General features: G+C 61.6%; 20 protein-coding genes. 18 read left to right on the top strand and 2 right to left on the bottom strand.

Translation table 11 applies throughout. The features are described from left to right. Positions 1-1560, bottom strand: coding sequence for an AbgT family transporter (locus VOI18_RS05170; protein ID WP_323761344.1), 1560 nt, complete (start codon positions 1558-1560; stop codon positions 1-3). 403 nt (positions 1561-1963) lie between these two features. Beyond that, positions 1964-2092, bottom strand: coding sequence for a hypothetical protein (locus VOI18_RS05165; RefSeq protein WP_323761343.1), 129 nt, complete (start codon positions 2090-2092; stop codon positions 1964-1966). 133 nt (positions 2093-2225) lie between these two features. Here VOI18_RS05165 and VOI18_RS05160 point away from each other — a divergent pair, with 133 nt between their 5' ends. From VOI18_RS05160 to VOI18_RS05075, 18 genes are all read left to right on the top strand, one after another. Further along, the gene (locus tag VOI18_RS05160) at positions 2226-2675 is read left to right on the top strand and encodes a hypothetical protein (protein ID WP_323761342.1); all 450 of its coding nucleotides are present in this window, start codon (positions 2226-2228) and stop codon (positions 2673-2675) included. Between the two features lie 259 nt (positions 2676-2934). Beyond that, positions 2935-3303, top strand: a complete 369-nt coding sequence (locus VOI18_RS05155) for an NADH-quinone oxidoreductase subunit A (RefSeq protein ID WP_323761341.1) — start codon at positions 2935-2937, stop codon at positions 3301-3303. Positions 3304-3309: 6 nt separating this feature from the next. Next, the gene (locus VOI18_RS05150; protein WP_011643295.1) at positions 3310-3876 is read left to right on the top strand and encodes a NuoB/complex I 20 kDa subunit family protein; all 567 of its coding nucleotides are present in this window, start codon (positions 3310-3312) and stop codon (positions 3874-3876) included. 14 nt (positions 3877-3890) lie between these two features. Then, positions 3891-4508, top strand: coding sequence for an NADH-quinone oxidoreductase subunit C (locus VOI18_RS05145; protein ID WP_323761339.1), 618 nt, complete (start codon positions 3891-3893; stop codon positions 4506-4508). Between the two features lie 15 nt (positions 4509-4523). After that, positions 4524-5720 carry an NADH-quinone oxidoreductase subunit D gene (locus tag VOI18_RS05140; protein WP_416374865.1) on the top strand — a complete coding sequence of 399 codons (1197 nt, stop codon included), beginning with the start codon at positions 4524-4526 and terminating at the stop codon, positions 5718-5720. Beyond that, a complete protein-coding gene (gene nuoE / locus VOI18_RS05135) occupies positions 5717-6382 on the top strand; it encodes an NADH-quinone oxidoreductase subunit NuoE (protein WP_323761337.1) in 666 nt (221 codons plus the stop codon). The genes VOI18_RS05140 and nuoE overlap by 4 nt, the downstream gene beginning before the upstream one ends. Before the next feature lie 3 nt (positions 6383-6385). Continuing rightward, positions 6386-7699 (top strand): NADH-quinone oxidoreductase subunit NuoF, encoded by a 1314-nt coding sequence (gene nuoF, locus VOI18_RS05130; protein ID WP_323761336.1) that lies wholly within the window; start codon positions 6386-6388, stop codon positions 7697-7699. Between the two features lie 8 nt (positions 7700-7707). After that, complete coding sequence (locus tag VOI18_RS05125) at positions 7708-8163, top strand: hypothetical protein (protein WP_323761335.1); 456 nt, start codon at positions 7708-7710, stop codon at positions 8161-8163. After that, the gene (nuoG, locus tag VOI18_RS05120; RefSeq protein ID WP_323761334.1) at positions 8160-10247 is read left to right on the top strand and encodes an NADH-quinone oxidoreductase subunit NuoG; all 2088 of its coding nucleotides are present in this window, start codon (positions 8160-8162) and stop codon (positions 10245-10247) included. The genes VOI18_RS05125 and nuoG overlap by 4 nt, the downstream gene beginning before the upstream one ends. Positions 10248-10252: 5 nt before the next feature. Further along, positions 10253-10744 carry a heme-binding protein gene (locus tag VOI18_RS05115; protein ID WP_323761333.1) on the top strand — a complete coding sequence of 164 codons (492 nt, stop codon included), beginning with the start codon at positions 10253-10255 and terminating at the stop codon, positions 10742-10744. 3 nt (positions 10745-10747) lie between these two features. Continuing rightward, complete coding sequence (nuoH, locus tag VOI18_RS05110) at positions 10748-11818, top strand: NADH-quinone oxidoreductase subunit NuoH (protein ID WP_011643301.1); 1071 nt, start codon at positions 10748-10750, stop codon at positions 11816-11818. 3 nt (positions 11819-11821) lie between these two features. After that, positions 11822-12310 (top strand): NADH-quinone oxidoreductase subunit NuoI, encoded by a 489-nt coding sequence (gene nuoI / locus VOI18_RS05105; protein ID WP_323761332.1) that lies wholly within the window; start codon positions 11822-11824, stop codon positions 12308-12310. A gap of 47 nt (positions 12311-12357) precedes the next feature. Further along, positions 12358-12969 carry an NADH-quinone oxidoreductase subunit J gene (locus tag VOI18_RS05100; protein ID WP_323761331.1) on the top strand — a complete coding sequence of 204 codons (612 nt, stop codon included), beginning with the start codon at positions 12358-12360 and terminating at the stop codon, positions 12967-12969. Next, the gene (gene nuoK / locus VOI18_RS05095; RefSeq protein ID WP_121210232.1) at positions 12969-13277 is read left to right on the top strand and encodes an NADH-quinone oxidoreductase subunit NuoK; all 309 of its coding nucleotides are present in this window, start codon (positions 12969-12971) and stop codon (positions 13275-13277) included. Before VOI18_RS05100 ends, nuoK begins: the two co-directional genes overlap by 1 nt. A gap of 6 nt (positions 13278-13283) precedes the next feature. Further along, positions 13284-15443 carry an NADH-quinone oxidoreductase subunit L gene (gene nuoL / locus VOI18_RS05090; RefSeq protein ID WP_323761330.1) on the top strand — a complete coding sequence of 720 codons (2160 nt, stop codon included), beginning with the start codon at positions 13284-13286 and terminating at the stop codon, positions 15441-15443. Continuing rightward, a complete protein-coding gene (locus VOI18_RS05085) occupies positions 15444-16958 on the top strand; it encodes an NADH-quinone oxidoreductase subunit M (protein WP_323761329.1) in 1515 nt (504 codons plus the stop codon). It begins immediately after the preceding gene. 12 nt (positions 16959-16970) lie between these two features. Further along, the gene (gene nuoN / locus VOI18_RS05080) at positions 16971-18413 is read left to right on the top strand and encodes an NADH-quinone oxidoreductase subunit NuoN (protein WP_323761328.1); all 1443 of its coding nucleotides are present in this window, start codon (positions 16971-16973) and stop codon (positions 18411-18413) included. 10 nt (positions 18414-18423) lie between these two features. Further along, the gene (locus VOI18_RS05075) at positions 18424-19167 is read left to right on the top strand and encodes a biotin--[acetyl-CoA-carboxylase] ligase (protein WP_323761327.1); all 744 of its coding nucleotides are present in this window, start codon (positions 18424-18426) and stop codon (positions 19165-19167) included. The last annotated feature ends 9 nt before the right edge of the window (positions 19168-19176 follow it).

The raw sequence follows: 19176 nt of genomic DNA, 5'->3' as shown, positions 1-19176 counted from the left end.
CTATCGTCGCCCGTCAGCCCCGGCTTCGGCCGGGGCGCTTGCGGCTGCCGGAACCTCATAGGTGAAGCTGGCATCGTTCGGGCCGAGGGGCAGGTCGAAGGCGAACCAGATGAAGATCATCGTCAACGACGAGACCAGGATCGCCATCGAATAGGGCAGCATCACCGCAATCAGGCTGCCCAGACCAAACTCCGGCACATAGCGCTGACAGAAGATCAGGATCAGCGGCAGATACGGCATCAACGGCGTAATGATATTCGTCGCCTGATCACCCATGCGGTAGGCCAGCGTCGACCCCTCTGGCGAAATGCCGAGCAGCATCAGCATGGGCACGAATACCGGGGCAAGCAGAGCCCATTTCGCCGAAGCTGAACCCATGAACAGGTTCAGGATGGCGACCAGCAACACCATTCCGATGATCAGCAGCGGTGCTGGGAGGTTCAGCGATTGCAGGCCATCCGCGCCGGAAATGGCGATCACGGTATCCATCTCGGAAGCGCCGAACAGCATGATGAAATGCGCCATGGCGAAGGCGAGGATGATGTAGCCGCCCATGTCGGCCATCGACCGCGTTCCCAGCTGGACGACATCCTTGTCGGACTTCACGGATCCGACAGCGACGCCATAGATCGTGCCTGATACCAGGAAGGCGATCATCAGGATGGCGACAATGGAGCGATAGAACGGCGCGAGATCACCGGTCGGGTCCCGCAGAATGCCGTTCGATGGGACAGTCATGAACAAGACGACGATGGTCACAGCGACCAGCGACAGCCCTGCCCAGAGCAAGCCTTTGCGTTCATTGGCGCTAAGCGTTCCGTCGCCTTCCGGTTCGGCAAAATCGGCAGGGCGCTGCCAGGTTCCCAGACGCGGTTCGACGATCCGATCGTTAACAAGGGTGCCGACAATCACAAGCAACGGGGTGAGGGCGATGGTGAAGTAGTAATTGTCGAGCATGCCGATGGTCGCACCGGGCTCGATTGTCTGCGCTGCGACCTCGGTGATTCCGAACAGAAGTGGTTCAAGCGACGTCACGACGAGGTTGGCCGAGAAGCCGGCCGAGACACCGGCGAAGACCGCAGCGATGCCGGCAATCGGGTGACGACCAGCGGCGGCAAAGACCACTGCACCCAGCGGCACCATCACGATATAGCCGGAGTCCACAGCCAGATTGCCCATCACACCGGCGAAAACCAGAACCGGCGTCAGCAGGTAACGGGGCGCGCCTGACACCATCACCCGCAGGCCGGCTGACAGGAGGCCGGTCTTTTCCGCGATCCCGGCGCCGATCATGACGACGAGCACCATGCCCAAAGGCGCAAATCCAGTGAGGACGCCGGGCATTCCCACGAGCAGGTTTTGCAATTGTGCGCCGGTCAGGAGATTGACGACCGCGATGTTCTCACCGTTGACCGGATTGGTGACGGCAACGTCCAAGGCTGCCAAGCCGAACGACGCGACCAGCACCACGACGATCAGCGCCAGGAAGATCGTCACTGGATCCGGCAGTTTGTTGCCGGCCTTCTCGACCGAGTTGAGAATGGCTGTTCCTATGCTCATGTGCAGTCTCCCCGAAAAACAGGTGGGGAGTTTGAGCGCATTCGACGGGCAATCGCAATGCCCCAGAGGATAGCGATGCCGCGCGCGCCGCTGTCAGCGTTTGTCGGGCCGGTCAGTGGATGACGCGGCGACAAACTCGTCCATCGCCTCGTCGTCGGCAGCAAGGGCGGCGACGGCCGGAGAGACGTATTGTCGCGACAGAACTAGGCCAGCCACAAACAGGGTGCCGGCAATCTGGGCCTACGGTCCGGCCATCCAGGAAAAGCTCGCCGAAATCAGGGCGAAGCCGATCACGCCATGATAGTTGTCCAACATGGATCGGGCCTTGGCTGCTTCCGGCCGTGCAGCCATGCCCCGATCCGGCTGGCAAGGGCTATGTCCCTCGACTTTCCGGCGGCGTTGCTCAGCCGCCGTTCACGCCGAACAGGATGGCCAGTGCGACCACAGCCAGCACGATGGATGCGCCCAGGACCCAGCGGACATGATGCCCGCTCTCGCCTTGCCGGGCGTCGTCTGTTGTAAGCTTGGTCATGATAATCTCCTTGCTTGGTACCTGATCAGCTAGACCGCCGAGGATTTGATTCAACTCCGGACGGTCCGCGGGCGGGATCGCTCGACCTCCCGTCCCGCTGGCCGGCCGGTTCGACACGGGCCATAGCTGGACGATGCAATATTTCTCCGGAACCCTGCGGGACCGTCTCTGGTTCGTCCGCGCGACCTGGCCACCGCTGCTGCTGGCCGTTGGCTGTCTCGCGCTGTCGCGGGTGTACGAGCCCATCTGGTGGGCAGGCCTTTGTGTGGCTGCCACTATTTTGTTGTGTCTGGACAGTGCGGCCCGGCATCGTGAGTTCCGCCGCCTGCGGCATTCCGTCCGCAAGGCGCGTGGTCTGAGCGGTGAGGCGCTGGCCCGGTTCCGGGCTGCACGTACGACTTGGTGCTCGCGTCGCGCGGCTATTGCAGCGGCGCATGCGGAGGGGTTCGAAGATGATGCCCGAGCCCTCGTCAGTGGTTGGGGGTACAAGCCCTGGCACGTGTTTCCGGATCGGGCTTTCAGTTTCAACTCGCCATTTCTGCGGGCCTCTTTCTGGCAGTCTGTCCTGGGATGGCGCCGCTGAACCGTGTCAGATCCGGTCAGTCGCCAAAAGTGTAGTTGCAAACGGGTCTTAACTGAGCCTCGATGTGTCGCGGTTGCGATACAAGGAACTGAAGTCAGACGGTCTTTAGCCCTTGCTCCGAGCGCCCACGCGCTCTAGCTTCCGCGCCAAATCGGGCAGGGGGCCTGATTGGCGTTGGCGATTCGCTTTCGGCGTGTCTTGCCAGCCAATCCGCGGTCTTCCATACCCTACCGGACGCTCTTCATGGCGAGGCCTGGCGATGGACGCATTGCTTCTAGAATACCTGCCCATCCTGATCTTTTTCGCGATTGCCGCGGCGATCGGCATTGGCTTCATGGTGGCGGCCTTCGTGATCGCGCCGTCGCGGCCTGACCCGGAAAAAGTGTCGACCTATGAGTGCGGCTTCAACGCCTTTGACGACGCTCGCATGAAGTTCGACGTGCGATTCTATCTGGTCGCCATCCTCTTCATCATCTTCGACCTCGAAGTCGCTTTCCTCTTTCCCTGGGCGGTGACGCTTCGCGAGCATCTTGGCCAGTTCGAGTTCTGGTCGATGATGGTCTTCCTCGGTATCCTCACAATCGGCTTCATCTACGAGCTGAAAAAAGGCGCGCTGGATTGGGAGTAGTCCACAATGGCATCTGATCTCACACCCCATGCCGGCATGGCCGGACGCGCAACCGTCCCGGGCTATGACCCCAAGAAGCACGACCCGTTCTTTGACGGCGTCAGCGACGCGCTGGCCGACAAGGGATTCGTGGTCGCGGCTGCCGATGATCTCGTCACCTGGGCGCGCACCGGCTCTTTGATGTGGATGACCTTCGGTCTGGCCTGTTGCGCTGTTGAAATGATGCAGGCCTCGATGCCGCGTTATGATGTCGAGCGTTTCGGCTTTGCGCCACGCGCTTCCCCGCGCCAGTCCGACGTGATGATCGTGGCCGGTACATTGACCAACAAGATGGCGCCCGCCCTGCGCAAGGTCTACGACCAGATGCCGGAGCCGCGCTACGTCATCTCGATGGGTTCGTGCGCCAATGGCGGCGGCTATTACCACTACTCATACTCGGTCGTGCGTGGCTGCGACCGCATCGTTCCGGTGGATATCTATGTCCCGGGCTGCCCGCCGACCGCGGAGGCCCTGGTCTATGGCATTTTGCAATTGCAAAAGAAGATCCGCCGCGAAGGCTCGATCGAGCGCTAGGAGAGAACGGCACAATGAGCGAAGCCCTCAAGGTTCTCGGCGAGCATGTTGCCAACGCCCAGGATGCGGCCGTCACAGGCTGGTCGATCGCCAATGGCGAGCTGACGGTGGAGATCCACCGCGACCGGATCGAGACCGTGTTGACCTGGTTGCGCGATGATCCGGCTTGCCGTTTCACTACGCTGATCGACATATGTGGCGTCGACTACCCGCAGCGCGCCTCGCGCTTTGAAGTGGTCTACCACCTGCTCTCCATGCACCAGAATCACCGTATCCGGGTCAAGCTGTCGACCGATGAGGAAACACCCGTTCCGTCGGTCATTCCGGTTTTTCCGGTCGCTGACTGGTTCGAGCGCGAAGCTTTTGACATGTACGGCATCGTCTTCGCCGATCACCCGGATCTGCGTCGCCTGCTGACCGATTATGGCTTTGAGGGCCATCCGCTGCGCAAGGACTTCCCGCTCACCGGCTATGTCGAAGTGCGCTGGGACGAGGAAGAGAAACGCGTTGTCTATGAGCCGGTCGAGCTGGTCCAGGAATATCGCGACTTTGACTTCATGAGCCCGTGGGAAGGTGCCAAATACATCCTCCCGGGTGATGAAAAGGCCCAAGATGGCCAGAAGGGGGGCTGAACCATGGCTGATGACATGACCCAGGCCACCGAGGCCCCGCGTAATTTCACCATCAATTTCGGCCCGCAACATCCGGCTGCGCACGGCGTGCTGCGCCTGGTGCTTGAGCTGGATGGCGAGGTTGTCGAGCGCGTTGACCCGCATATCGGCCTTCTGCACCGCGGCACCGAGAAGCTGCTGGAGCACAAGACCTATCTCCAGGGCATCGGCTATTTTGACCGTCTCGACTATGTCGCGCCGATGAACCAGGAGCACGCCTTCTGCATGGCCGCTGAAAAGCTGGCCGGCATCACCGTGCCCAAGCGCGGCGAATATGTGCGGGTGCTGTATTGCGAGATCGGTCGGGTGCTCAACCACCTGCTGAACGTGACCACGCAGGCCATGGATGTCGGCGCGCTGACACCGCCGCTCTGGGGTTTTGAAGAGCGCGAAAAGCTGATGGTCTTCTATGAGCGCGCCTCTGGCTCGCGCATGCACGCCCATTATTTCCGTCCGGGCGGGGTCCATCAGGACCTGCCGATGAAGCTGGTCGAGGACATCCGTGCCTGGTGTGACCAGTTCCCGGCCAAGCTGGACGATATCGACAGCCTTCTGACCGAAAACCGCATTTTCAAGCAGCGTAATGTCGATATCGGCGTTGTGACCAAGGAAGATGTGCTGGCCTGGGGCTTCTCCGGCGTCATGGTGCGCGGCTCGGGCCTCGCTTGGGACCTGCGCCGCTCGCAGCCCTATTCGGTCTATGACGAGCTGAAATTCGACATTCCGGTCGGCAAGAATGGCGATTGCTATGACCGCTATCTGTGCCGCATGGAAGAGATGCGCGAGAGCGTGAAGATCATGATCCAGTGCTGCGACTGGCTCATGAAGGACGAGAATGCGGGCGAGGTGCTGGCCACCGACTCGAAGTTCTCGCCGCCGCGCCGGGCCGAGATGAAGCGCTCGATGGAAGCGCTGATCCAGCACTTCAAGCTCTACACCGAAGGTGTGCGGGTGGAAGAGGGTGAGGTCTATGTCGCCGTCGAGGCGCCCAAGGGCGAATTCGGCGTCTATCTCGTCTCCGACGGCTCGAACAAGCCTTACCGCCTGAAGATCCGCGCACCGGGCTTCGCCCACCTCGCGGCGATGGATTACATGAGCAAGGGCCACATGCTGGCCGACGTGTCCGCGATCATCGGCTCGCTGGATGTCGTGTTCGGGGAGATCGACCGATGAGCGTTCGTCGTCTCGCAAAAGAGCAGCCCGAGAGCTTTGCCTTCAACAAGAAGAGCGAAGACGAGATCAAGTTCTGGCTGGCCAAATATCCCGAGGTCAAAAAGGCCTCAGCGGTCATTCCCATGCTGTGGATTGCGCAAAAGCAGGAAGGCTGGGTCTCAGAGCCCGCCATTCGTGACATCGCGACCCGTCTCGAGATGCCGTATATCCGCGTCTACGAAGTCGCGACCTTCTACACCATGTTCAACTTGGAGCCGGTCGGGACACACCTGATCCAGGTCTGCGGTACCACGCCTTGCATGCTGCGCGGCTCGGATGAGCTGATCGATGTGTGCAAGAAGCGCATCGGCAAGCAGCACGAGATTTCTGCTGACGGCAAGTTCACCTGGATCGAAGTTGAATGCATGGGCGCTTGCGCCAATGCCCCGATGGTCCAGCTCGCCAACCCCGATGGCGACCATTACATCGAGGATCTGGACGGCGCCAAGCTGGAAGCCCTGATGGACGACCTCGCTGCGGGCAAAAAGATCAAATACGGCCCTCAATCGGAGCGCAATGCCTCCGAGCCGCACGGCACCAAGGTGCTCACCGATCCGTCGCTTTATGACGGTTCGCGCGCCAAGAAGATCAAGCTGCCGAATACCGGCAAGGCGGAGGGCTGATAAATGGCGACGCAACTCCTCCAGGATAAAGACCGGATCTTCACCAATCTGTTCGGACATCATGATGCCGGGCTGGAAAGCGCCAAGCAGCGCGGCTGCTGGAATGGCACCACCGAGATCCTGCAGCAGGGTCGTGACTGGATCATCGACAACATGAAAGCCTCCGGCCTGCGCGGCCGTGGTGGCGCCGGTTTCCCGACCGGTCTGAAATGGTCCTTCATGCCCAAGGAAGTGGGCGCGCGCCCGCATTATCTCGTCGTCAATGCCGACGAATCCGAGCCGGGCACCTGCAAGGACCGCGAGATCATGCGGCATGATCCGCACCTTCTCATCGAAGGCTGCCTGATCGCTTCATTCTCCATGCAGGCCCATGCCTGCTACATCTATCTGCGCGGTGAATATGTCACCGAGCGCCTGGCCATGGAAAAGGCCGTCGAGGAGGCCTATGAGGCCAAGCTGATCGGCGATGACAACATCCATGGCTGGCCCTTCCACGTCTATATCCATCACGGTGCCGGCGCCTATATCTGCGGCGAAGAGACGGCCCTCTTGGAAAGCCTGGAAGGCAAGAAGGGCCAACCGCGCCTCAAGCCGCCATTCCCGGCCAATGCCGGCCTTTATGGCTGCCCGACCACGGTCAACAATGTGGAATCGATCGCCGTCGCCGGCACCATCCTGCGCCGCGGCGCCGAATGGTTCGCCAGCTTTGGCCGCGAGCGCAATGTCGGCACCAAGATCTTCTCGATCTCCGGCCATGTGAACAATCCGTGCAATGTCGAAGAAGCCATGTCGATCCCGATGAAGACCCTCATCGAGACCCATGCCGGCGGTGTGCGCGGCGGTTGGGATAATCTCAAAGCCGTCATTCCGGGCGGCTCCTCGGTCTCGCTCCTGCCGAAAGACATTTGCGACGACGTGCTGATGGATTTCGACGCGCTCTCGGCGCACAAGTCCGGTCTGGGCACCGCCGCGGTCATCGTCATGGACAAGTCCACCGACGTGGTGAAGGCGATCGCACGCATCTCCTACTTCTACCGCCATGAAAGCTGCGGCCAGTGCACGCCGTGCCGCGAAGGCACTGGCTGGATGTGGCGCGTCTTGACCCGCATGGCGGCCGGCGAGTCGACGATTGAAGAGATCGACATGCTGCTCGACGTCGCCGGTCAGGTCGAAGGTCACACGATCTGCGCCCTGGGTGACGCGGCCGCCTGGCCGGTCCAGGGCCTGATCCGCCATTTCCGGTCCGAGATCGAGGACCGCATCAACAATTACCGCGCTGGCAAACCTGTCTTTGTCTCGCAAGTGGCAGCGGAGTAGGGCGGACCGTGAGAACTCTCCTCACATACGTTCTGGCGGCTCTGGCGGCGATACTTGCCGCAGGCATCGTTGAATTTGCTGATGCTGCGTTGGTTTACTTGTCGATGTTGGGAGAGGGCAGCCCTCACCTCCAGGGACCTGCGATTGCCTCTTTGCTGGTGGCGGTTCCGTTGGCGCTCGTGGCGAACATTTTACTGGTCGGGCCTATCTGGTTTGGGGTGACATACATTGCGCGAAAACAAGGTGTTGAGCTGAAGTGGTGGAAGTATGTTGTCGCAGGCGCCGCGATTTATCTCATCGTCGTTATGTTGTTCGCTCAGGCGGTTAATCTGATTTCCAGCCAGTCGCTTGCGTTGGATGGCCTGGGGTACAAAGCGGCGCTGTTGAGTATTGCAGGCGCCGCCTGGGGCACAGTTTTTTGGATTCGGGCACCTAAGCCCATAACAGCAGGGATCGCAGCATGAGCGACGACCTTCGCAAAATCATTATCGACGGCGAGGAAATCGAGGTTCCGACTTCCTATACGCTGTTGCAGGCGGCTGAAGCGGCTGGCCGGGAAATTCCGCGCTTTTGCTATCACGAGCGCCTGTCGGTCGCCGGTAATTGCCGGATGTGCCTCGTTGAGCTCGTCGGGGCGCCGAAACCGGCTGCCTCCTGTGCGATGAATGTGCGTGACATGCGCGGCGGGCCGAATGGCGAGCCGCCGGCGATGAATACGCTGTCGCCGCTGGTCAAGAAGGCCCGCGAAGGGGTGATGGAGTTCCTGCTCATCAACCACCCGCTCGATTGCCCGATCTGCGACCAGGGCGGTGAGTGCGACCTGCAGGACCAGTCCTTGGTCTATGGCCGCACCGGTTCCCGTTTCCCGGAGAACAAGCGCGCGGTTGAAGACAAGGAAATGGGTCCGATCATCGCCACCGAGATGACGCGCTGCATCCAGTGCACGCGCTGCGTCCGCTTCGTGACCGAGGTCGCCGGCTCGCCCGAGATCGGCATGATTGGTCGCGGTGAAGATGCCGAGATCACCACCTATCTGGAAAGCGCCGTGACGTCCGAGCTGTCCGGCAATGTCATCGATCTCTGCCCGGTCGGTGCGCTGACCTCCAAGCCCTACGCCTTCAACGCCCGCCCGTGGGAGCTGAAGAAGACCGAGACCATTGATGTGATGGACGCACTCGGCTCGAATATCCGTGTAGACGCGCGCGGCTCCGCCGTGCTGCGCATCCTGCCGCGCGTCCATGAGGGCGTGAACGAGGAATGGATTTCCGACAAGACGCGCTATGCTTGGGAAGGCCTCGGCCGGCAACGTCTCGACAAGGCTTATGTCCGGACAAACGGCAAGCTGCGTCCGACCGATTGGCCCGAAGCGCTGACCATCGCGGCTGAAAAGCTGGGTGGTGACGCCTCCAAGATCGGCATGATTGCCGGGGATCTCTGCTCGGCCGAGGAAATGAAGGCCGCCAAGGATCTCGCCGACGCGCTCGGCGTGGTCTCGACCGATTGCCGCCAGGACGGCGCCAAAGTTGGTGGTGGCGCGCGTGAGGATTACCTCTTCAACGCGACCATTGCCGGGATTGAGGAGGCTGACGCCATCCTCATCATCGGCGCCAATCCGCGCAAGGAAGCGGCCGTGCTCAATGCCCGCATCCGCAAGACCTGGCTGCACAATGACACCCAGGTCGGGCTGATCGGCGAAGCGGTCGATCTGACCTACCCCTATGAGCATGTCGGCACGTCGGCCGATGTTCTCGCCGGCCTGAAGAAAAAGCGCTCCGGCTTCATCAAGACGCTCAAGGACGCCAAGCGTCCGCTGATCCTGGTTGGTTCCGGCGCCCTGACGCGCGCCGATGGCGCCCAGGTGCTGCGCGCCGCCGGTGAACTCGCCGATGCGGTCGGGGCTGTCAGCGCCGAGTGGAATGGTCTCTCCATCCTGCACACGGCGGCGAGCCGCGTTGCCGGTCTCGATCTCGGCTTTGTGCCGGGTGAGGGCGGTCATGATGTGGCAGGCATGCAGTCCAATCCGCTCGACACGGTTGTTCTGATGGGCGCTGACGAGCTGGACATGGCTCAGTTCGGCGACGCTTTTGTGATCTATGTTGGCAGCCATGGCGATGCCGGTGCGCACCGCGCCGATCTCATCCTGCCCAGCGCCGCCTGGACCGAGCAGGACGGCTTGTTCGCCAATACCGAAGGCCGGGTCCAGCTGGCCTATCGCGCGACCTTCCCGAAGGCCGATGCGAAAGAGGGCTGGGCGATCTTCCGGGCCCTGTCCGAGCGTCTGGGCAAGACGCTGCCCTACAACAACCTCACCGAATTGCGCCACAAGCTGTTCGCCGATGTTCCCGTGCTCGCGGGAATCGATCACGCACCGGGTGCCGGTGAGGGCTATGACGCCAAAGCGGCCGGTGCTGCCGGTGGTGTCGAGGCAACCGATTTCGTGCCGGCGGTTCGGAATTTCTACTTCACCAACCCCATCGTCCGGGCCTCCAAGACGCTGGCGGAATGCTCCGCTCTTGCGTCTGGTCCGGCCCAGATGGCTGCGGAGTAGCGGGCATGATGCAACGTATCCTGACCATCTTTGCGGCGCTTTTCGCGGTCAGCGCTCCGGTAGCTGCCCAGGATAGCCGTGTTGTTCTCAATACGGCGTCGGCGCAGACCATCATCGAGACCTGCCAGGCCTGGGCGGTCGAGCGCGACCTTCGGGTCAATATTGCGGTTTATGACCAGGGCGTGGACCTCATCGGATTCCTGCGCATGGACGGTGCCCCGCTGGCATCGATCCAGATCGCCCAGTGGAAGGGCGAGAGCGCCGCGGGGATCAATTTCTCGACCGGTGCGCTCGCTGGCTTTGCGACAGAGAATCCGGTACTCGCCCACGCGCCCGCTATTGCCGTGTTGCGCGGCGGTGTGCCGATCCTCGCTATTGATGGAACGCATATCGGTGGTGTGGGTGTCTCGGGTGCCAGCTCGGAAGACGATGAACACTGTGCGGTCGCCGCGATCGAGGCCGCAGGTCTTGTCGCCAACCTGCCGGCTGAGGAGTAAGCGATGACGGATTTCATCGAACAATTCGGTGTCTGGGGCGGGTTCGGCATTGCCGTGCTGCAGATCCTGGCTTTTGCCGTTGTCCTGCTGATTTCGCTAGCCTTCCTCTTGCTGATGGACCGCAAGGTCTGGGCCGCCGTGCAGATGCGCAAGGGCCCCAATGTGGTCGGCGCCTTCGGCCTGCTGCAGTCCTTCGCCGACTTCTTCAAATTCGTGTTCAAGGAAATCGTCGTCCCGGCCGGCGCGGATCGTTCGCTTTACCTGCTTGCACCGCTGATCACGCTGATCCTGGCCTTCGTGACCTGGGCCGTGGTTCCGGCCGCACCGGGCTGGGTGATTGCCGATCTCAATGTCGGCATTCTTTACCTGTTCGCCATGTCGTCCCTGGGTGTCTATGGCATCATCATCGGTGGCTGGGCCTCGAACTCGAAATACCCCTTCCTCGGGGCGCTGCGCTCGGCGGCGCAGATGGTGTCCTATGAAGTCTCGATCGGCTTCATCATCGTGACCGTGCTCTTGTTTGCCGGCTCGATGAACCTGTCCGAGATCATCGAGATGCAGGGCGGCGGTTTCTGGAACTGGAACGTGCTGTCCTTCCACGCCTGGCCGATGCCGATGTTCCTGGTGATGATCCCGATGGCGGTGATCTTCTTCATCTCGGCCCTGGCCGAGACCAACCGTCCGCCGTTTGACCTGCCCGAGGCCGAGTCGGAACTGGTGGCCGGTTATCAGGTCGAATACTCCTCGACGCCGTACCTGCTGTTCATGGTCGGCGAGTATCTCAACATCGTGCTGATGTGCGCGATGACGGCGATCCTGTTCTTTGGCGGCTGGAATGACCCGTTCGGTCTGGACGTGTCCGGCTGGCCCTACCTGGCCTCGCACGCCTGGTATTTCTTCTGGTTCGCCGCCAAGATCGTCTTCTTCTTCTTCATGTTCGCGATGGTGAAGGCCCTGGTGCCTCGCTACCGCTACGACCAGCTGATGCGGCTGGGCTGGAAGATCTTCCTGCCCATCTCACTGGCTGCGGTCGCTCTGGTCGGCGCTGCCGTCGTTTACGGACCTCAGGGGTAAGTCATGGGACGCATTCAACAAGCCTTGCGCGGCGCGCTCCTGATGGACTTCTGGTCCGCTTTCGGACTGGGCATGCGCTATTTCTTCGCCAAGAAGGCAACGCTGAACTACCCGTTCGAGAAGGGTCCGCTCAGCCCGCGTTTTCGGGGTCAGCACGCCCTGCGTCGCTATGCCAATGGCGAGGAACGCTGCATCGCCTGCAAGCTGTGCGAAGCGATCTGTCCGGCCCAGGCGATCACCATTGAGGCCGAGCCGCGCAGTGACGGCTCGCGCCGCACCACGCGCTACGACATCGACATGACCAAATGCATCTATTGCGGATATTGCCAGGAGGCATGCCCGGTCGATGCAATCGTGGAAGGCCCGAATTTCGAATTCGCCGCCGAAACCCGCGAAGAACTTTTCTACGACAAGGCAAAATTGCTCGAGAACGGCGATCGCTGGGAACGGGAAATTGCCAAGAACCTGGAACTCGACGCGCCTTACCGCTGATGCGGTCGGGGGCGATTTTGGGACGCATTTGAGAGGACGAGGGCACCATGCTCGCTAACCTGGCTTTCTGGGCCTTTTCCGGAGTGGCGATTTTGTCGGCCTTGATGGTCGTCATTGCGCGCAACCCGGTGCGGTCGGTCTTGTTCCTGATCCTGGCCTTCTTCTCGGCGGCCGGGCTCTTCGTGCTGCTCGGCGCCGAATTCCTCGCCATGTTGTTGATCGTTGTCTATGTCGGCGCGGTCGCGGTCCTGTTCCTGTTCGTCGTGATGATGCTGGATGTCGATTTCACCGAGCTGAAGCAGGGCTTTTTGAGCTATCTGCCGTTGGGCGGGCTGGTCGCCCTCATCCTGGCCGTCGAGCTGGGCATGATCGGCATGACCTGGCAGGCCTCTGACCAGGCGATGGCGCTGCGCGATGCGGCCATCCCGGACGGACTGACCAATGTCGAGGCGCTCGGTCTCGTGATTTACGACCAGTATGTCTATTTCTTCCAGGCTGCGGGCCTCGTGCTGCTGGTCGCCATGATCGGCGCCATCGTGCTGACCCTGCGCCACAAGCCGGGTGTGCGCCGCCAGAGCGTCAGCGCGCAGGTCGGCCGGGATCGCAAGGATGCGATCTCCATGCATGATATCAAGCCGGGACAGGGGATTGGGGAATGATGGACGTCGGACTGGGACATTATCTCGCCGTCGCCGGTGTGCTCTTCACCATCGGTGTCTTCGGCATTTTCGTGAACCGCAAGAATGTCATCATCCTATTGATGTCGGTCGAGCTGATCCTGCTCTCCGTCAACATCAACCTGGTGGCCTTCTCGGCCTTCCTCGGCGATCTGGCCGGGCAGGTGTTCGCGCTTTTCGTCCTGACCGTGGCGGCCGCTGAGGCGGCGGTCGGTCTGGCCATTCTCGTCGTCTACTTCCGCAACCGGGGTGATATCTCGGTTGAGGGCGTCAACCTGATGAAGGGCTAGGGGATCATGGCACCCATTATCGTCTTCGGGCCGCTGATCGCTTCGGCCTTTGCCGGTCTTCTCGGCAATCATGTCGGCCACCGCGCGGCGCAGATTGTCACCACCTTCTTCGTGGTGCTGTCCTTCGTGCTGTCGGTGATCGTCTTCTTCGACGTCACCTATGGCGGCAATGCCCAGACCATCCATCTGGCGACCTGGATGAGCGTCGGCGCGTTCGACGTTTCCTGGGCGATCAAGCTGGACAGCCTGTCAGCGGTGATGCTGGTGGTGGTGACTTCGGTCTCCTCGCTCGTGCACATCTATTCTTGGGGCTATATGGAGCACGACCCGCACCGGGCGCGCTTCTTCTCCTACCTGTCTCTCTTCACCTTCGCGATGCTGTCGCTGGTGACCGCCGACAATTTCCTCCAGCTCTTCTTCGGTTGGGAAGGCGTGGGGCTGGCCTCCTATCTGCTGATCGGCTTCTGGTACAAGAAGCGGTCGGCCAATGATGCGGCCATCAAGGCCTTCGTGACCAACCGGGTTGGCGATTTCGGCTTTGCGCTGGGCATCATGGCGATCTTCCACGTCTTCGGCTCCGTACGCTTTGACGATGTCTTTGCGGCGGTCCCGGATCATGTCGACACCGTGCTGGCCTTTGCCGGAATGGAGTTCAATGCCATCGAGCTGATCGCCTTCCTGCTGTTCATTGGCGCGATGGGCAAATCAGCCCAGTTTTTCCTGCATGTCTGGCTGCCCGACGCGATGGAAGGCCCGACGCCGGTCTCCGCCCTGATCCACGCCGCCACCATGGTCACCGCCGGCGTCTTCCTGGTCTGCCGGGCTTTCCCGATCTTCCAGGATGCCGAGGCGGCGTCCGCTTTTGTCACCGTGATCGGTGCCACCACAGCGCTGTTTGCAGCGACGGTCGGGGTGGCCCAAAACGATATCAAGCGCGTGGTCGCCTATTCGACCTGTTCTCAGCTCGGCTACATGTTCTTTGCCGCGGGTCTGGGCCTTTACGGCGCCGCCATGTTCCACCTGTTCACGCACGCCTTCTTCAAGGCGCTCTTGTTCCTCGGTTCCGGCGCGGTGATCCACGGCGTCCATGACGAGCAGGACATGCGCAAGATGGGCGGCCTGTACAAGATGATGCCGATGACCTGGCTGATGATGCTCATCGGTACAGTGGCTTTGACCGGTGTCGGCTTCTCCTTCGGCGTTCTGGGCCTGCTGCCGTGGGATCTGGGCTTTGCTGGCTTCTTCTCCAAGGACGCCATCATCGAGGGGGCCTTCATGGCCGGCCGCGAGGGGGTCTTCTTCGGTATTCCGGCGTTCTGGATCGGTTGTGTCGCAGCGCTGCTGACCAGCTTCTATTCCTGGCGCCTGATCTTCATGACCTTCCACGGAAAGTTCCGCGGTCCCAAGGACGTGTACGAGCATGCCCACGATCCGAAATTCGCGATGGCGATGCCGTTGGTCGTGCTGGCAGTCGGCGCGATATTCGCTGGCGGCATCTTCAAGAAGGACTTCATCGGCGAGAATGCCGGTCACTTCTGGCATGACGCGGTTCCCGCCGCTTCACATGGGCCGGCTGTTGCGGGCGATCATGGCGAAGCTGCCGGTTACGCTGACGCTGGCGATCATGGTGACGCGCATGCCGTGGCGGACACCCACGCTGCAGACGACTCACATGCGACAGCAGACGACAATCACGGTGCGGCCGCGGCTTACGGGGCGACCGAGGCGCATGGCGAAGCCGGTGAGGGCGATCATGGTGGCGGACATCATCCGCCGACCTGGGTGTTGCTGTCGCCGTTCTTTGCCACGCTGATCGGTTTTGGACTCGCGATCTGGTTCTACCTGATCAATGAAGGCATGGGCGCGCGCATTGCGGCGCGTGGCGGTCCGATGCATTCCTTCCTCTACAACAAGTGGTATGTCGACGAGATCTACCATTTCGTCTTCGTCCGCGGCGCCAAGGCGCTGGGTGACCTGTTCTGGAAGATCGGCGATGTGAAGCTGATCGACGGGCTGGGTCCCAATGGTGTGGCCGGCACCACGCTGGCCGCGGCGCGCCGCTTGGCCAAGGGTCAGTCCGGTTTCCTCTACCACTACGCATTCGTCATGCTGATCGGCGTCCTGGGCTTCACGCTCTGGGTCATGATCGGGCAAGGGGGTCTTTAAATGTTCGGCGAATTTGAAGCCTTCCTGTCGATCCTGACCTTTGTTCCGGCGCTGGGCGCGCTGGTCATAGCGATCTTCCGGTTCACTGCGCGCTCGGACGACCAGGCGCTGATCGACCGCAATTCGCGCTGGGTCGCCTGGTTGGCGACCATGGTGACGCTGGGCATGTCGGTCCTGCTGCTGGCCAATTTCGATGCCGAAGCGACCGGATTCCAGTTTGTCCACGAAGTGACCTGGCTCGAGCAAATCGGCCTCGGCTACCGGATGGGTGTGGACGGGCTGTCCGTCCTGTTCGTGGTCCTGACCGCCTTCCTCATGCCGATCTGCATCATGGCCTCCGGCGCGATCAAGACCCGTGTCGCCGACTACATGATCGCCTTCCTGTTGCTGGAAACCATGGTCATCGGCGTGTTCTGTGCGCTCGACCTGGTGGTTTTCTATATCTTCTTCGAAGGCGGCCTGATCCCGATGTTCATCATCATCGGCGTCTGGGGCGGGCAGAACCGCGTCTATGCGGCGTTCAAATTCTTCCTCTATACCCTGCTCGGCTCCGTGCTGATGCTGGTCGCCATGATCGCGATGTTCCTGCAGGCCGGCACGACCGATGTCACCGTGCTGCTGGAGACCGAGTTCGCCCGCAACGCCCAGATGTGGATGTGGCTGGCCTTCTTCGCGTCCTTCGCGGTGAAGATGCCGATGTGGCCAGTCCATACCTGGCTGCCCGACGCGCACGTGCAGGCGCCGACCGCGGGTTCGGTTATCCTTGCGGGCGTGTTGCTGAAACTGGGCGGTTACGGCTTCCTGCGTTTCTCGCTGCCAATGTTCCCGGAGGCGAGTGACTATTTCGCGCCGATGGTCTTCGTGCTGTCGATCATCGCCATCATCTACACATCCCTTGTGGCTTTCCGTCAGACCGATATCAAGAAGCTGATCGCCTATTCCTCGGTCGCCCATATGGGCTTTGTCACCATGGGCCTGTTTGCGATGAACGAGACCGGCGTGCAGGGCGCCATCTTCCAGATGATCTCGCACGGCGTGATCTCCGGCGCGCTCTTCTTGTGTGTCGGCGTCATCTATGACCGCATGCATACCCGCGAAATCGCCTTCTATGGCGGACTGGTCCACAAGATGCCGGTGTTTGCCGCGATCTTCGGCCTGTTTGCGATGGCCAATGTCGGCCTGCCCGGCACGTCCGGCTTTGTCGGCGAGATCATGACCATGGTCGGGGCCTTCCAGGTCAGCTGGTGGATCGCCACCGGCGCGGCGGTCGGCGTGATCCTGTCGGCGATGTACATGCTGACGGTCTATCGCGATGTCGTTTTCGGCGAGATCACCAACCCCAAGCTCGAGACCATCACCGACCTCAACCGGATGGAGTGGCTGATCTTCATTCCCCTGATCATTGGTACGCTGCTGCTTGGCGTGTTCTCGACCCTGATCACGGATGTCACCGCAACCGCGGTTGATCATCTGCTTTCCAATTATGATGCGGCGCTTGCTGCATCGGCCCAGTAGGAGAAGCCAGCCATGACGGCGGACATGCTTTCCCACGACCTGTCGCTTCTCATTCCCGAGCTGGTGCTGGCCGGCGGCGCCATGGCGCTGCTCATGCTCGGCGTCTTTCTCAAGGGAGACGGCACCGAGAAACTGGTTCAGTGGCTGACCGTCGGCCTGCTGGCCGCGGCCGGTCTGGCAGCGCTTTTCCTGGTGAGCGGTGAGGGCACGGCCTTCAACGACAGCTTTGTGTTCGACAGCCTGGCGCGTTTTTCCAAGACGGCCATAGCCTTGGTCGCGGCCGTCGCCATGCTGCTGGCCATGCCGTATCTGCAGGCTGAGAAGCTGGGCAAGATCGAGTATCCGGTCCTGGTCGCCCTGGCGGTGACCGGCATGGTCATGATGGTGTCGGCCAATGACCTGATCGCCATGTATATGGGGATCGAGCTGCAATCGCTGGCGCTTTATGTGCTGGCTGCCTTCAACCGGGACAGCCTGCGGGCCTCCGAGGCGGGCCTGAAGTATTTCGTGCTCGGCGCGCTGTCGTCCGGCCTTCTGCTGTATGGTGCGTCGCTGGTTTACGGTTTTGCCGGTTCGACCGGCTTCAACGACATCGCCCTGGCCGTCGAAAGTGGCAGCAATATCGGTCTTACCGTGGGCCTTGTCTTCGTGATCTGTGGTCTGGCTTTCAAAGTGTCCGCTGCGCCCTTCCACATGTGGACGCCCGACGTTTATGAAGGCGCCCCGACCCCGGTTACCGCCTTTTTCGCGACGGCACCGAAATTTGCCGCGATCGTTCTTCTGGCCCGGGTCCTGATGGAGCCCTTTGGCGCCGTCGTCGACCAGTGGCGGGACGTGATCTGGATGATTGCCGTCCTGTCGATGGCGGTGGGTGCCTTCGGGGCGCTGACACAGCAGAACATCAAGCGTCTGATGGCCTATTCCTCAATCGGCAATATGGGTTATGCGCTGGTTGCTGTTGCCGCAGCCAGCCAGACAGGTCTGTGGGCGCTTCTGGTGTTCATGACGCTCTACATGGTCGGCGTGATCGGTTCGTTTGCCGGAATCCTGTCAATGCGCACCCGCGAGGGCATGGTCGAACAGATCTCCGATCTCGCCGGTCTCGCGCAGCGCAATCCGGGTCTTGGCTGGTCGATCACGGCACTGATGTTTTCCATTGGCGGCCTGCCGTTCATGGTCGGCTTCTTCGGCAAGTTTTTCGTGGTCTATGCCGCGGTTCAGGCCGACCTGATGGTCCTCGCCGTGCTGGCGGTGCTCTTCTCGGTCGTGGGTGCGGCCTACTATCTGCGCATCGTGAAAGTGATCTGGTTCGATACCTCGGAGGTGGAGTTCGTACCGTCTGCGGTTTCGACCTACTGGATTGCCCGTATCGCCGGTCTGGCAACCGTCCTGCTGTTGCCCGTGCTCGGCTGGCTGGTCTTCCGCGCCTATTCGGTCGGGCTGGCGCTGCTCTAGCACCGCACCCTTGGCCGAGACCCAGCCCCGTATCGAGTGGATCGAGGAAACCGCCTCGACCAATGCCGATATCCGGGAGAGGGCCGTTGCTGGTGAGCGCGGCCCGCTCTGGCTGGCAGCCCGCCGGCAGACCGCCGGGCGTGGCCGACGTGGTCGGGCCTGGAGCGGGCTGACCGGCAATCTCTTCACGACCGGGCTGTACACGCTTCAAAGCGATCCGGGCCGCGCCGCCGAGCTGTCCTTTGTGGCGGCGCTGGCTGTTGCGGCTGTGTGTGACAGCGCCACGCGAGATCCCTCGGTGACGCGCCTGAAATGGCCCAATGATGCTCTCGTTCACGGGCGCAAGGTCGCCGGCATTCTGCTGGAAAGCGGGTCGGCTCCGGGCGGTGGCCTTTGGCTGGCTGTGGGCATCGGACTGAATCTGGTCGAGGCGCCTGATGATACAGAACGGCCTGCGACGTCGCTCGCCAGGCATGGCGCTCGGCTCGAGCCGGATCGGGCGCTCGAGACGCTGGTTGTCGCCTTCGAGCGGGAACGCCAGGCCTGGCAGCTGGGCGGGTTCGGGCCGATCCGCGATCGCTGGCTGACCCGGGCCCACGGGCTTGGCCAACCGTGTGAGGCGCGGCTTGAGGGAGAGACGGTCAAGGGCGTGTTCGCTGACCTGGGACCCGATGGTGCACTGCGACTGGACTTGGTCGGCGGCGGTCGCCGGTATATCTCCGCAGGTGACGTGTTTTTCCCGGACGCGGGATGAAAGGAAGCC

The organism is Maricaulis sp. (assembly GCF_034670125.1).
Lineage (GTDB): Bacteria > Pseudomonadota > Alphaproteobacteria > Caulobacterales > Maricaulaceae > Maricaulis.
Note: the sequence above shows the minus strand (reverse complement) of the source record. Positions and strands in the feature narration are given on the sequence as shown.

What these genes read in the sequence shown, in the direction of transcription:
- VOI18_RS05170 (WP_323761344.1), bottom strand. Translation starts at nt 1,560, where the DNA reads ATGAGCATAGGAACAGCCATTCTCAACTCGGTCGAGAAGGCCGGCAAC.
- VOI18_RS05165 (WP_323761343.1), bottom strand. Translation starts at nt 2,092, where the DNA reads ATGACCAAGCTTACAACAGACGACGCCCGGCAAGGCGAGAGCGGGCAT.
- VOI18_RS05160 (WP_323761342.1), top strand. Translation starts at nt 2,226, where the DNA reads ATGCAATATTTCTCCGGAACCCTGCGGGACCGTCTCTGGTTCGTCCGC.
- VOI18_RS05155 (WP_323761341.1), top strand. Translation starts at nt 2,935, where the DNA reads ATGGACGCATTGCTTCTAGAATACCTGCCCATCCTGATCTTTTTCGCG.
- VOI18_RS05150 (WP_011643295.1), top strand. Translation starts at nt 3,310, where the DNA reads ATGGCATCTGATCTCACACCCCATGCCGGCATGGCCGGACGCGCAACC.
- VOI18_RS05145 (WP_323761339.1), top strand. Translation starts at nt 3,891, where the DNA reads ATGAGCGAAGCCCTCAAGGTTCTCGGCGAGCATGTTGCCAACGCCCAG.
- VOI18_RS05140 (WP_416374865.1), top strand. Translation starts at nt 4,524, where the DNA reads ATGACCCAGGCCACCGAGGCCCCGCGTAATTTCACCATCAATTTCGGC.
- nuoE (WP_323761337.1), top strand. Translation starts at nt 5,717, where the DNA reads ATGAGCGTTCGTCGTCTCGCAAAAGAGCAGCCCGAGAGCTTTGCCTTC.
- nuoF (WP_323761336.1), top strand. Translation starts at nt 6,386, where the DNA reads ATGGCGACGCAACTCCTCCAGGATAAAGACCGGATCTTCACCAATCTG.
- nuoG (WP_323761334.1), top strand. Translation starts at nt 8,160, where the DNA reads ATGAGCGACGACCTTCGCAAAATCATTATCGACGGCGAGGAAATCGAG.
- VOI18_RS05115 (WP_323761333.1), top strand. Translation starts at nt 10,253, where the DNA reads ATGATGCAACGTATCCTGACCATCTTTGCGGCGCTTTTCGCGGTCAGC.
- nuoH (WP_011643301.1), top strand. Translation starts at nt 10,748, where the DNA reads ATGACGGATTTCATCGAACAATTCGGTGTCTGGGGCGGGTTCGGCATT.
- nuoI (WP_323761332.1), top strand. Translation starts at nt 11,822, where the DNA reads ATGGGACGCATTCAACAAGCCTTGCGCGGCGCGCTCCTGATGGACTTC.
- VOI18_RS05100 (WP_323761331.1), top strand. Translation starts at nt 12,358, where the DNA reads ATGCTCGCTAACCTGGCTTTCTGGGCCTTTTCCGGAGTGGCGATTTTG.
- nuoK (WP_121210232.1), top strand. Translation starts at nt 12,969, where the DNA reads ATGGACGTCGGACTGGGACATTATCTCGCCGTCGCCGGTGTGCTCTTC.
- nuoL (WP_323761330.1), top strand. Translation starts at nt 13,284, where the DNA reads ATGGCACCCATTATCGTCTTCGGGCCGCTGATCGCTTCGGCCTTTGCC.
- VOI18_RS05085 (WP_323761329.1), top strand. Translation starts at nt 15,444, where the DNA reads ATGTTCGGCGAATTTGAAGCCTTCCTGTCGATCCTGACCTTTGTTCCG.
- nuoN (WP_323761328.1), top strand. Translation starts at nt 16,971, where the DNA reads ATGACGGCGGACATGCTTTCCCACGACCTGTCGCTTCTCATTCCCGAG.